The 12838-nt window shown below is 45.0% G+C and carries 13 protein-coding genes and 1 tRNA gene; 9 read left to right on the top strand and 5 right to left on the bottom strand.

Going from position 1 to position 12838, the window contains the following annotated elements; genetic code table 11:
• The 5 genes from ACH6CZ_RS14245 to tsaD all read left to right on the top strand — a co-directional run bounded on the left by ACH6CZ_RS14245 (position 1) and on the right by tsaD (position 3031).
• Positions 1–70, top strand: a tRNA-Asp gene (locus tag ACH6CZ_RS14245).
• 362 nt (positions 71–432) lie between these two features.
• Positions 433–888 carry a tRNA (adenosine(37)-N6)-threonylcarbamoyltransferase complex ATPase subunit type 1 TsaE gene (gene tsaE, locus ACH6CZ_RS14240; protein WP_374098125.1) on the top strand — a complete coding sequence of 152 codons (456 nt, stop codon included), beginning with the start codon at positions 433–435 and terminating at the stop codon, positions 886–888.
• Positions 885–1583 carry a tRNA (adenosine(37)-N6)-threonylcarbamoyltransferase complex dimerization subunit type 1 TsaB gene (tsaB, locus tag ACH6CZ_RS14235; protein WP_374098124.1) on the top strand — a complete coding sequence of 233 codons (699 nt, stop codon included), beginning with the start codon at positions 885–887 and terminating at the stop codon, positions 1581–1583. The genes tsaE and tsaB overlap by 4 nt, the downstream gene beginning before the upstream one ends.
• Positions 1576–2031: a ribosomal protein S18-alanine N-acetyltransferase gene (gene rimI / locus ACH6CZ_RS14230; protein WP_374098123.1), complete on the top strand. Its 456-nt coding sequence runs from the start codon at positions 1576–1578 to the stop codon at positions 2029–2031. The genes tsaB and rimI overlap by 8 nt, the downstream gene beginning before the upstream one ends.
• A complete protein-coding gene (gene tsaD, locus ACH6CZ_RS14225; protein WP_374098122.1) occupies positions 2021–3031 on the top strand; it encodes a tRNA (adenosine(37)-N6)-threonylcarbamoyltransferase complex transferase subunit TsaD in 1011 nt (336 codons plus the stop codon). Before rimI ends, tsaD begins: the two co-directional genes overlap by 11 nt.
• 95 nt (positions 3032–3126) lie before the next feature.
• Here the strand turns inward: tsaD and ACH6CZ_RS14220 are convergent, their stop codons facing one another.
• Together ACH6CZ_RS14220 and ACH6CZ_RS14215 are read right to left on the bottom strand one after the other, a co-directional pair.
• Positions 3127–3771 carry a VC0807 family protein gene (locus ACH6CZ_RS14220; RefSeq protein WP_374098121.1) on the bottom strand — a complete coding sequence of 215 codons (645 nt, stop codon included), beginning with the start codon at positions 3769–3771 and terminating at the stop codon, positions 3127–3129.
• Entirely contained in the window at positions 3768–4514 is a 747-nt protein-coding gene (locus ACH6CZ_RS14215; protein ID WP_374098120.1) for a MerR family transcriptional regulator, read from the bottom strand. Before ACH6CZ_RS14215 ends, ACH6CZ_RS14220 begins: the two co-directional genes overlap by 4 nt.
• A 202-nt stretch (positions 4515–4716) precedes the next feature.
• Between ACH6CZ_RS14215 and ACH6CZ_RS14210 the strand changes: the two genes are divergently transcribed.
• On the top strand, positions 4717–5994 hold the full coding sequence (locus ACH6CZ_RS14210) for an MFS transporter (protein ID WP_374098119.1): 1278 nt from the start codon (positions 4717–4719) through the stop codon (positions 5992–5994).
• Positions 5995–6730: 736 nt separating this feature from the next.
• On the opposite strand, the gene abc-f is transcribed toward ACH6CZ_RS14210, so the two are convergent.
• The gene (gene abc-f, locus ACH6CZ_RS14205) at positions 6731–8668 is read right to left on the bottom strand and encodes a ribosomal protection-like ABC-F family protein (RefSeq protein ID WP_374098118.1); all 1938 of its coding nucleotides are present in this window, start codon (positions 8666–8668) and stop codon (positions 6731–6733) included.
• Between the two features lie 629 nt (positions 8669–9297).
• On the opposite strand from abc-f, the gene ACH6CZ_RS14200 reads away from it, so the two are divergent.
• From ACH6CZ_RS14200 to tatC, 3 genes are read left to right on the top strand one after another with little or no spacing between them, the layout of a single operon-like run.
• Positions 9298–9969: a redox-sensing transcriptional repressor Rex gene (locus ACH6CZ_RS14200; RefSeq protein WP_374098117.1), complete on the top strand. Its 672-nt coding sequence runs from the start codon at positions 9298–9300 to the stop codon at positions 9967–9969.
• A 59-nt stretch (positions 9970–10028) separates the two neighbouring features.
• Positions 10029–10217 carry a twin-arginine translocase TatA/TatE family subunit gene (locus tag ACH6CZ_RS14195; RefSeq protein WP_039807383.1) on the top strand — a complete coding sequence of 63 codons (189 nt, stop codon included), beginning with the start codon at positions 10029–10031 and terminating at the stop codon, positions 10215–10217.
• Between the two features lie 18 nt (positions 10218–10235).
• On the top strand, positions 10236–11054 hold the full coding sequence (gene tatC / locus ACH6CZ_RS14190; protein WP_374098116.1) for a twin-arginine translocase subunit TatC: 819 nt from the start codon (positions 10236–10238) through the stop codon (positions 11052–11054).
• Between the two features lie 228 nt (positions 11055–11282).
• Here the strand turns inward: tatC and ACH6CZ_RS14185 are convergent, their stop codons facing one another.
• Together ACH6CZ_RS14185 and ACH6CZ_RS14180 are read right to left on the bottom strand one after the other, a co-directional pair.
• Positions 11283–11486 carry a YdiK family protein gene (locus ACH6CZ_RS14185; protein WP_039807386.1) on the bottom strand — a complete coding sequence of 68 codons (204 nt, stop codon included), beginning with the start codon at positions 11484–11486 and terminating at the stop codon, positions 11283–11285.
• Positions 11487–12236 carry a CPBP family intramembrane glutamic endopeptidase gene (locus tag ACH6CZ_RS14180; RefSeq protein WP_374098115.1) on the bottom strand — a complete coding sequence of 250 codons (750 nt, stop codon included), beginning with the start codon at positions 12234–12236 and terminating at the stop codon, positions 11487–11489. It lies immediately after the preceding gene.
• Positions 12237–12838: the final 602 nt, after the last annotated feature.

The raw sequence follows: 12838 nt of genomic DNA, 5'->3' as shown, positions 1-12838 counted from the left end.
GTGGTGTAGCGGTTAACATGCCTGCCTGTCACGCAGGAGATCGCCGGTTCGATCCCGGTCGGGACCGCCATTTAAGTTTCCATGACACTGGTCATGGTTATTTTTTTGTTTAAAGAAGACACTTTTTCGTGTAAACTATTGATGATAGATGAAACTGACAGACTGACTCCGTGTGGGTGAGTCTTTTTTATTGATAAAGTTTAGGTTTTAAAAGGATTGTGCAATAACTGCTGTTGATTTCCGTGGAGGACTGCGCTTTCCGCGGCCGGACAGTGAGCCTCCTCAATGCTACGTATTTCCAGAGTCTCACATGTCCTTTCCCGCCGCAGGAGTCTCTGACCGGAAACATAGATCAACTGCTGAGATTGGTTTTTACATCTGCTTATAACCTACACAATGTTATTAATTTTATAGCACAACGGGGTGAATGGATTGAAAACATATGAATGGAGTTCTTCTTCATCTGAAGAGACGTCTGCTTTTGCGGAAAAGCTTGGTGCGCTTTTATCAGCTGGAGATGTCCTGACACTTGAGGGTGACCTTGGTGCGGGGAAGACCACATTTACAAAAGGGCTCGCGAAGGGTCTTGAGATAAAACGTACGGTGAATAGTCCGACGTTTACGATTATGAAGGAATACCAGGGGAGGCTGCCGCTTTACCATATGGATGTGTATCGTGTGGAGGATGAGTTTGAGGACCTTGGGTTTGATGAGTATTTTAATGGCGATGGCGTTTGTGTGGTTGAGTGGGCGCATTTGATTGCGGATCAGCTGCCTGAGGAGAGGCTTGAGATGTCTATCTATTATGTGGGTGAGGTGTCGAGAAGGTTTGAGCTTGTGCCGAGGGGCGGACGTTATGAATCGTTATGTGAGGAGATTTTAGGATGATGGTACTTGCAATTGATACGTCGAATCAGCCGCTGTCGCTTGCTGTTATGAAGGATGGGGCGGTGATGGGTGAGAAGCTGATTAATATAAAGAGAAATCATTCGCTTCAGGCGATGAGTGCGGTTGAAGAACTGCTCGGATCACTTGATGTGGCACCTGCTTCGCTTGACCGGATTGTTGTGGCTAAGGGGCCCGGGTCTTATACGGGTGTCAGAATTGGTGTGACGCTTGCAAAGACGCTTGCATGGTCTTTGAAGATTCCGATTGTTGGTGTGTCGAGTCTGCTGAGTCTGGCATGGCCTGGTAAGTATTTTGATGGAATCGTTGTACCGCTGATGAATGCGAGAAGAGGTAATGTGTATACAGGGCTTTATGAATACCGTGATGGCTGGGAGACGCTTGTAGAGGATTGCAATCTGGCGATGAGTGAGTGGCTTGAACATTTAGCTGTGCGGGAAGAGAAGGTGTTGTTCACGGGCGCTGATGTTGATGTGTTTTGGGAAGAGATTCAATTGGTTCTTGGTGAACGTGCTTACCGTGTGTCAGATGATGAAGGGTATCCGCGTGCGGCTGTGATGGCGAAGCATGCTGAAGGATTGCCGGATGAGGATGCGCATGGTTTTGTGCCGAATTATATCCGTCTTGCAGAAGCGGAGGCAAACTGGCTGAAAGAGCAGGAAAAAAAGAATGGATGAGATCCGCTTTCGCTGGATGAAATATGGGGATATTGATGATGTGCTTGCGGTTGAGAATGCGTCATTTAGTGCTCCGTGGAGCCGTGAAGCATTTGAAAATGAGATGACGATTAATCAGTTTGCGAAGTATCTGCTGCTTGAGGTGGATGGTACGGTTGTTGGCTATTGCGGGCTGTGGCTTGTGATGGATGAGGCGCACATTACGAATGTGGCGGTTGTACCTGAGCTCCGGGGCAGAAAGCTTGGTGAAAAGCTGATGGTAAAAGTCATGGATATGCTGCGCGATGAAGGGGTAAAGATGATGACGCTTGAGGTCAGAGTCAGTAATTATATTGCACAGTCGCTTTATGAGAAGCTTGGTTTCTTAAAAGGCGGAATCAGGAAAAATTATTATTCAGATAATGGAGAGGATGCATTAGTCATGTGGGTGAAGTTAAATGAGCAGTGAGACACTAATTTTAGGTATTGAGACGAGCTGTGATGAGACTGCTGCATCTATTGTGAAAAATGGAACGGAGATTGTTTCGAATGTAGTGGCTTCGCAGATTGAAAGTCATAAGCGTTTTGGCGGTGTGGTACCTGAGATTGCTTCACGCCACCACGTTGAGCAGATGACAATTGTGGTAGAAGAAGCGCTTGAGCAGGCTGAAGTTACGATGGATGAGATTGATGCGATTGCAGTAACTCAGGGGCCAGGGCTTGTTGGGGCACTCATTATCGGTGTAAATGCAGCAAAGGCAATTGCATTTGCTCACCAGAAGCCATTAATCGGTGTGCATCATATTGCAGGGCACATTTATGCCAACCGTTTAATAGAAGAAATGCAGTTTCCGCTATTATCACTTGTTGTGTCAGGTGGTCATACTGAGCTTGTATTAATGAAGGAACACGGTTCTTTTGAAGTGATTGGTGAGACGCGTGATGATGCTGCGGGTGAGGCGTATGATAAAGTGGCGAGAACGCTTGGACTGCCTTATCCTGGTGGACCGCATATTGATAAGTTAGCGCATGAGGGAACGCCTTCAGTGAAACTGCCGAGAGCGTGGCTTGAAGAAGGGTCTTATGATTTCAGCTTCAGCGGATTAAAGTCTGCGGTGATTAATACGCTTCATAATGCTGAGCAGCGCGGTGAGGAAATTGACGTAAAGGAACTTGCTGCAAGCTTTCAGGAAAGTGTAGTAGAAGTGCTGACCGAGAAAACGAAGCGTGCGGTTGAAGAGTATGGCGTGAAGCAGCTGCTGCTTGCAGGCGGTGTTGCTGCCAATAAAGGATTACGCGCGCGTCTGACAGAAATGTTTGGCGAGAGAGAGGACCTTGAGCTGATTATTCCACCGCTGTCGCTTTGTACGGATAATGCTGCGATGATTGCTGCTGCCGGGACAGTGATGTATGAACAGGGGAAGAGATCTGCTTTGGATTTGAATGCGAATCCGGGGTTGATGTTGTAAAGGTGAGGCAGCCTTTTTAACTCTGATTAAATGGAAAACACTTGGATTGTAATTAACATCCAAGTGTTTTTTGTTTAGATATGAAAAGGGCTTCATCATTCTGGATGATTAACAGGGAACTGAAAATCATTTCCCTCAAGAAAGTTGTAAATTTTCGAGCTGATGAAGATAAATCCTGCAAATATCAGACCGTTGAAAATCCATCCACTTATGCTAAGATAGATCAGCATTTGATCATATCCATTTACCCCGTAATTCGATATTAGCCATGCTTTAAAAGTGTTCTGAAATAATCCACGTAAGAAAAATAAGAGGGTTAACAGTTGAAACCACATAAAGATCCCTTGAGTAGAATAGAGTGTTTTGCTATTTTCTCTCGGATATCCTTGCAAAAAAGCAAAATCTATTGCAAAAGTGAGGGCTAATGGTCTTTTGAAGATCATTGATAGTAGATAAACTGATGCAAATAAATATCCTAAATACACCTGATTCCAGAGCATATTTTCTGCATTTGAAGAAAGGATATTGACAGATGTTGAGATGATCAGTGAACCGATGATAAAGAGACCCATCATATTAAATTGTTTTTGTACGATAAATCGATAAATGGTATAGGCAAAACCCGGAACTGTGGAAAGAAGCATCGCATAGTAGTCTCCTAGAGGATCTCTGCCATAAGTCCATAGAAAATAAGGAATTGCGACGTAAAAAATAATATCTAAAAATGCAATTTTCCTCATATTTCACCTCTGTTATTTATAAAATGATAATTGATTGCGTCTTCTATAAACTTTACTACTTCTTGATCAAATTGATAAAAACCTAAGCTTTCGTTTCCTGAATTGGTCAGTTGCCAGGTTTTTTGAGCCAGTTCGTGATCACCTTTAAACATTTCCTCAACTAGACTGATCCATCTCTCTGCTAAATCTCTGGCATTTTCCCCTTGAGTACTTTCTTCGATATTCTTATGTATATCATTCACAAGTGAGATCCATTTTTGTGTCAGTTCACTTCCATCTCCAAAAGAGGGAAGGAGAGAAAGTGTCTGTTGTTCTTTCAGAGTAAAATGAAGCCGCCAGATTTCTTCTAATTCTATTTTTGAAGCAGGATAGTTATTGAAAGTATAAAAAATATCCTCCCAATTACTGATATGATCAAGGGACATTAACTCTAAAATAGAATGGATTGACTGCTCAGCCCTGGTTAACTGTTCACATTCAAACTTGATCTTCTCCAAACGAAGATTCAATGTTTCTCTTAAATTACTTTGCTTATTTTTGATGACTTCATTAATCGATTCGAGTTCAAGTCCAAGGTCTTTCAGAGTAATAATATGATGCAGCCTTGTGATGTCCTGATCTGTATATAGCCGGTGCCCTCCACTTGTTTTGGAACTGGGTTTTAATAATCCTATTTCATCGTAATATCTTAGCGTTCTCACAGTTATGTTACTGATCTTAGCGAGTTGACCGATTGAATACATATCATAACCATCCTTACCTATTAATTCCTTTACGATTATTATAAAACCTCACGTTACGTAAGGTTCAAGCTTTTTTAAATTTTACATAAGAAAATTTATTTAAACGTTGTTGATTAAAATGATCATCAGTATTTTCGGATTGTGCTAATAAACCCCCAGGCGTACAATACAAGTAATAGTGGATGAAACGGAGATGTAAGTCATGGAACAAGACATTCAAGTATACATAGACAGTGAAGAAAAGCGTACCCAGCTTTATAAAAGAACGCTGTGGGTGGTTGTACTGTCACAGATCTTTGGTGGAGCGGGGCTTGCTGCCGGTATTACAGTTGGCGCGCTGCTTGCTCAGGATATGCTTGGTACAGACAGCTATGCGGGGCTTCCTGTTGCGCTGTTTACGCTTGGTTCTGCAGGAGCGGCGCTTTTAGTCGGAAGGCTGTCTCAAAAAGCGGGAAGGCGGATTGGACTCGGAGCCGGATTTGTTACTGGCGGTTTAGGTGCGCTTGGTGTTGTCGGGGCGGCAGTCTGGGATAGTGTCGCGCTGCTATTGATTTCATTGCTGATTTACGGGGCAGGAACTGCATCTAATCTTCAGGCGCGTTATGCAGGGACGGATCTGGCCAATGATAAACAGCGCGCAACAGCTGTCAGTATTGCAATGGTTGCCACAACGTTTGGTGCAGTAGCCGGACCGAACCTGGTCGGTGTTATGGGGAGGTTTGCTGAATCTATTGGTGTCCCGGCGCTTGGAGGACCGTTCGTATTAGCGGCTGCAGCTTACATTGCAGCTGGACTGGTGTTATTTATCATGCTAAAGCCTGACCCGCTGATCATCGCACGTGGACTGTCTGAAGCTTCAAAAGAAGAAACAGCACCTATCGAAACGTTTGATGTGTCCGGTCTGAAAAGAAGAGGCGTAATTACTGGGGCGGTAGTGATGGTGCTCACGCAGATCGTTATGGTCGCTGTCATGACAATGACGCCGGTTCATATGGGACATCACGGTCACGCGCTGAGTGCGGTCGGATTAGTAATCGGCCTTCATATCGCAGCGATGTATCTCCCGTCATTAATTACAGGTGTACTAGTTGATAAGCTGGGGAGGACATTCATGGCGTCAGCATCAGGAATAACGCTGCTTGCAGCTGGCGTAGTAGGCGCACTAGCACCTGGAGAATCACTTGCAGGAATGATTGTCGCATTGATGCTGCTTGGACTCGGGTGGAACTTCGGACTGATCAGCGGGACAGCAACGATCATAGATGCTACACATCTTTCGGTACGTGCAAAAACACAAGGGTCAGTCGATGTCTTCATTGCATTATCAGGAGCGGCTGGTGGTGCACTGTCAGGAATGGTCGTCTGTGCTACAAGCTTTTTCGTTTTGTCACTGGGCGGAGGGCTATTGTCTCTTATTTTAATTCCAATGATCTTCTGGGCAAGGGGAACAAAATCAATGAGAAGCGAAACTCAGCTGTGAAAAAGCTGAGTTTTTCTGTGGATAAGCTGTGCATAAGTGTGAAAAATCTTGTATATAACTCGGCGTGTCGTTTAATGTGGATAATGTTAATAATTGTGTACAAAGCTGTGGGTAATGTGTATAACTCTGTTGAAAAGCATGAAAACGCTGTGCGCAGTGTGTATAAGTCTGTGCATTGTAATCGTTCTGTCACACTGCGTTCACATTCTGTACATATTTGATTTGCAATTTTCACACAAATATAAGCGAAAAGTTATTCACAATTGCCTGATATTTCGGATATGGAAGAATGGGGGAGGATACGTGGGAATCGGTGAGAATTTGGGTGGGGAGTAGTTTGAGTTTGTGAAATGTGCTGCTGGATTTTAGAGTGATCGTGCGGGACAGGCGGATAGGTCAAATTACACTTTTCTACGAACCACCTTGGTTTTTCTAAGAAGGTACCTGTTTTTTCTACGGACATGGCTGTTTGTTCTGGGGACCTTGATTGTTTTTCTAAAAACATGACTTATTTTTCCATGAACCCGGCCAGCCAAACGCCAAAACTGTAAAATCAGGTGAGGAGTGGGGTGGGCTAAATGATACAATTTCCGGTACCACCGGCGAAATGTTCTGAACACCCGCGATAATCTTTCGGACCATCAGCCAAATCTCCGGAACACCCGCTGTAATCTCCTGAACCACAAACCCAACAAACAAAAAACAGGAACCCCAAAAGGATTCCTGCACAAAACACTCACTCACTCAATTCTTCTTCCAATTCAGCCCACTCCTCAAGCAGCTGATCCATCTCAGCTTTTGCCTGATCAATGGCCTGGTTGGATTCCATCACGCGCTCATGATCCTGGAAAATCTCCGGATCACACAGCAGATTTTCATGCTCTTCAATCGTACCTTCAAGCTCTGTAATCAGCAGCTCAATTTCCTCAAGACGCCTGCGTTTCTTTCGTTCAGCCTTCTGTTTTTCCTTATCAAGCGCAAAAGATGATTTGTCAGTAGCTTTTTCAGCGGCTGGCGCTTTCTCAAGGCGCTCGCGTTCTTCAATCGCCGCAAGCTCAGCCTGTTCACTCAGCTTTTCCATATAATAATCATAGTCGCCAAGATACTCTGTGCTGCCATCAGGCGATAGCTCAAGCACCTTTGTCGCAAGCCTGTTGATAAAATAGCGGTCGTGCGATACAAACAGAATCGTGCCCGGATAATCGATCAGCGCATTCTCCAAAATCTCTTTACTATCGAGATCCAGGTGGTTAGTCGGCTCATCTAAAATCAGCAGATTCGATTTCTGCATCATCAGCTTTGCGAGCGCAAGACGAGCTTTCTCGCCACCGCTTAGTGTAGAAACCGGCTTCAGCACGTCATCCCCTGAAAAGAGGAAGTTACCAAGCACCGTACGGATATCCTTTTCATTTTTCATCGGATAGTCATCCCACAGTTCATTCAGCACCGTTTTATTCGAATGCAGTTCTGCCTGCTGCTGGTCGTAGTAGCCGATGCTGACATTCGATCCGTATTGAATCTGACCCGCAAGCGCAGGAATTCTTTTAACAATCGTTTTTAAAAGGGTAGACTTCCCAACGCCGTTTGGTCCGATCAGCGCAATGCTGTCTTCCCGTGTGATCGCTGCGTTGATGTTACTTGAAACGGGGGCATCATAGCCGACAGAGAGATCCTGCAGCTTAAGGACGTCATTCCCGCTCTGACGGTCAATCGAGAAGCCGAAGCTTGCTGATTTCTCATCGCCTTTTGGACGGTCCATCCTGTCCATCTTTTGTAGCTTTTTACGGCGGCTCTGTGCCATTTTCGTTGTCGAAGCCCGCGCCAGGTTCCGCGCGACAAAGTCTTCCATCTTCGCGATCTCTTCCTGTTGCTTCTCAAATTCCTTCATCTCACGCTCATAATCAAGCGCCTTCTGATCCAGATAACGGCTGTAGTTGCCGTGGAATTTCTTTGAACGCTTACGTGAGATCTCCACAACCTGATTGACGATTTTATCTAAAAAGTAGCGGTCGTGTGAGACGATTAAAATCGCGCCCGGGTAACCCTGCAGATAAGACTCCAGCCAGCTGAGTGTATCAATGTCCAGGTGGTTGGTCGGCTCATCGAGGATCATGACGTCAGGCTTGGTTAAAAGTAATTTACCCAAAGCAAGACGCGTTTTCTGACCACCGCTTAACGTTGAGATCGGTGTATCGTAATCAAACGACTGGAAGCGCAGCCCGTGAAGCACGGTTCTGATATCCGCTTCATACTGATACCCGCCGGCGTCTTTGAACTGTACCTGCAGCTCATCGTATTCGGTCACCAGACGGTTATAGCGTTCCTCATTTTCATACACGTCCGGATCTGCCATCTGCTGCTCGGCTTCACGCAGGCGTTTTTCCATGTCTTTTAAGTAATCAAATACAGTCATCATTTCTTCCCAGATCGACAGCTCAGATTCAAGTCCGCTGTGCTGTTCAAGGTACCCGATCGACACGCCTTTTGGTTTATTAATATCGCCGTCGTCATGCGAAAGCTGACCGGCAATAATTTTTAAAAGGGTAGACTTCCCGGCACCGTTACGGCCGACAAGTGCGATCCGGTCCTTGGTCTGAACTTCAAGCTTTATATTAGCAATAATCTCTTCTGCGCCAAACGACTTGGAGAGATTATTGACCTGTAGTAAAATCATTCGCTCACCTCATTTTTCTTCCTATCTAAGTGTATCGTAACAGCGTTATGATAAGCAACGAACTGTCATTGTGAAAAAACTTGCATACTTTGCAAGCGGATACCTTAATGGTGTATGATACAATAGGGACTTGGAATGTATTTAAAAGGAATTTGTTGTGAAAGATTGTTCTTATATAAATGGTTGTTTCGCTGCGCTTCAGGCGGACGCTTTCCGGACGGTTGTTGCTGAGCCTCCTCGCCTACGGCTGTGGGGTCTCAGCTTCCAACTAATCGTCCCGGAGTCGCCGCCTTACGCTACGCTCAACGCTTTGGTAAGAAGGATAACTTTACAACAAAGTACTATTTTATAGTTTGATAAATGAGAGAGTAAATCTAAACGATGTTAGATATACTCACTCAGCGGATGATCTTCGTCCCGGACGGAGACTCCTGCGGCGGGAAAGGACAAGTGAGACCCCGGAAATGCGTAGCATTGAGGAGGCTCACTGTCCGGCCGCGGAAAGCGCAGTCCTGCACGTAGATCATCCGCGTTATAGAACCATTAACAAAATATAGATTTGGAAGCGTTCACAGCTTCACTTTACATGCGGTGCCAGGCGCACTGTTGGATTTAGGGGGAGTACAGGAATGAGTCAGGAACAAATGAAGATTCCTCAGGCAACGGCGAAGCGGCTTCCGCTTTACTACCGTTTTCTGAAGAACCTGCATTCATCAGGAAAGCAGCGTGTTTCTTCGAAAGAGCTGAGCGATGCTGTAAAGGTGGATTCAGCAACGATCAGACGTGATTTTTCTTATTTTGGTGCACTTGGCAAAAAGGGTTATGGGTATAATGTAGAATACCTGCTGTCCTTTTTCCGTAAAACACTTGATCAGGACGAGACGACAAAAGTTGTGCTGATTGGTGTCGGAAACTTAGGTACTGCGTTTTTACATTATAATTTCCTGAAAAACAATAATACAAAGATTGAAATGGCGTTTGACGCGGATCCGAAAAAAGCGGGCACTTCAATTGGAGAAGTACCTGTGTATGCAATGAATGATCTTGAGGAAAGAGTGAAGGAGAGCAACATTGAAGTCGCAATCCTCACTGTGCCGGCTGGTCCTGCACAGGGAATCACCGACCGATTGATCGATCTGAAGGTAAAGGGAATTCTGAATTTCACACCTGCCAGACTCTCTGTGCCTGAGCATATGAGAATCCATCATATTGATCTTGCTGTCGAGCTTCAGTCACTCATTTATTTCCTGAAGAATTATGGAACAGATGACGTAGAAACGTCACAATTAGAAGAAATATAGAATAGCCAAAAAGCTTAATTTAATTTATGATATAGGAAGAAAGAGGAGGTGCACGCATCATGTTACCAGGTGGAATCAGCCTTGCCGTGATTGCAGTCGTTGCATTATTAATTTTTGGTCCTAAAAAACTGCCGGAGCTTGGGAAAGCAGCAGGCAGCACCCTTCGTGAATTCAAGGATGCAACAAAAGGACTTGCAGATGATGATGACGATGTAAAGCCGGCTAAGAAAGACGAAAAACAGCAATAATTACGGGATGGTGGCCATATGAACCAGCAAGATATGACCGTCCATGAACATATAGGTGAAATAAGAAAACGACTCATCATTGTAGTCGTTTTCTTTGTCATTTCGATGGTAGGAGGCTTTTTCTTAGCAGAACCGCTCATGAAATTCCTCCAGTCTTCAGACGAAGCAGCATCGATGACATTGAATGCATTCCGGGTAACGGATCCTGTAAAGATCTATTTCCAGATTATCATGTTCACTGCGTTGATCATGACGGCACCAGTAATACTCTACCAGCTTTGGGCATTTATCAGTCCGGGCCTGCATGACAGAGAACGGAAAGTAACCCTCAGTTACATTCCGGCATCCGTTATCCTGTTTTTAGCAGGCCTTGCGTTCGCATATTTTATTTTATTCCCATTCGTTGTCCGCTTCATGATGAACCTGTCGAACAATCTTGAGATCGAGCAGGTTATCGGAATCAACGAATTCTTCCAGTTCTTATTTCAAATGACTATCCCGTTCGGCTTCTTATTCCAGCTGCCGGTGATCATGTTATTCGTCACAAGACTTGGAATCGTCACACCAATGTTTCTGGCAAGCATCCGTAAGTACGCATACTTCGGCCTGCTCGTCGTCGCAGCCTTTGTGACGCCGCCAGACATTTTCTCACACATGATCGTAACCGTACCGCTGATTTTACTATACGAAATCAGCTTGTGGATTGCGAAAATCGGCTATAAAAAAGCACAAAAAGCTGAAGCCGAACAGCTTGAGCTAGAGGAAAAAGAACGCAGGGAGCGGATCGACCGCGAACTTGCGAAAAAAGAAGCAATGAAGGAGAACAGCGGGGAGTGATTCCGGCTGTTTTCTTTTTTGTGTGGGTGTGGGTTGGGGAGGTTCGTAGAAAGATGAGTGATGTTCTTAGAAAAACCATTACGGTCCTTAGAACGAGCAGCCATGTTCGGAGAAAAAACGGTGACCTTCTTAGAAAAAACAGGGTCGTTCGTAGAAAAGTGTAATTGTACCTATGCCCGAGACACGACCCCGCATCATCCACAAACAAAAAAGCAGCGACCTCAGCCGCTACTTCTTCTCATTCATATGCTTCTTAATCTTAAAGTGGAGTCCAATCAGCCTCAAACCAGCCCCGATATCATACGTTGCGAATGCAACAAACAGATAAGCGAAGAAGCCCCAGCCGTTTTCGTTTACGCTGTTGACAGCGAAGTAGACGAAGAATACCCCAAGTATCAGATAGAAGATACCGTGTCCTAATGGAGATTTCATTTACAAAATTCCTCCTATTGCAAAGCGCCACAGTACGAAGACTGCTTCATTCATTTCAATGATCCGCTGAATTTCATCAGCAAAGAAGAACTGCGTCATCACGACAAATGTGTTGATTGCCATATGCGCGATGATTGGTACGATGATTCGTTTAGTATATGCATAAAGGAACGCGAATGCATAGCCCATTGCCGCATAAATCAGGATATGGGTGAAGTCGAAGTGAATCACCGCAAAGATCAGCGCACTGATCAGCCCTGAGATAAAGAAATTATATTTACGATAGAACCAGCCGAAGATTACGCCACGGAACACAATTTCCTCTAAAATTGGTCCAATCACCGCAACCGCTACAGCTGCGAGCGGGACGTATGACAGCAGGCTGATGATGTCAGCTGTATTCTGTGATCCCGGATCAATTCCGATCAGCGACTCAATGCCGACTGCAATCGCCTGACTGAAGAATGCCAGGAAGATCCCGATAAATGACCACAGCGCCGCCATCCCTGGACTTGCCTTTTTACCCGGCAGATCCATGACGCCTTTATTTTTATTCATGATCAGTAAAATCACAATCAGTGCAATCGTAAAGCTGATAAAGATCCAGTAGCCCGATATTGAATACAGCAGCACGGCAGGTTCACTGTCACTGACCATTCCGCTGATAAATAGTGCGAGTGGTACAGCGATAAATGTGGAAAGCTGCATAGCTACGTATGTGATTAATATAATGAGAAAGGTGCGGTTCACAATCATACTCCTTTGAAATAGATTCGTTCTGTTTATTCTACTATTGAACTACAGCGCCTTCAATTGATAGCTACGATGTCAGACGTATTAAGTAGACATTTTGTGAATAGGGTAGACATTGTGGTGTTTTTAATACGCCGGGTGACCCTTTCCGCAGAGGGCTTCGCTTTCCGCGGCCGCGCGCTGAGCCTCCTCGAGCTACGCTCTGCGGGGTCTCAGCTGTCGCTTCTATGCCGCAGGAGTCTTCGCCCTCTGCTCCAAGGGTCATCCGGCTGAGTAGTGCGTCACAAAATTCGATTAAACAGATCTGCCTATCAAGAGGAGGAATACGTTGCTTTTAAATATCTTTTGAAATTACATAATAAATTTACCCAATTTAGCTGCTTCTTGCAGTGGGGGACGGAGACTCCCGCCCCGGGAAAGGACAGGTGAGATCCCGCAAGGCGAAGCCTGAGGAAGCTCACCGGCCGGGGGCAGGAAAGCGCAGTCCCCCACGGAAAGAAGCAGCGGTTCCAGTGATCAAACTTTTAGAAAAATTTAAGTCCAAGATACTTGCAAAACCATCTCAAATTATTTAAACTAATACTTGTGTTAGCACTCAT

Origin of the sequence: Jeotgalibacillus sp. JSM ZJ347 (assembly GCF_044383825.1) — a bacterium.
GTDB lineage: Bacteria > Bacillota > Bacilli > Bacillales > Jeotgalibacillaceae > Jeotgalibacillus.
Note: the sequence above shows the minus strand (reverse complement) of the source record. Positions and strands in the feature narration are given on the sequence as shown.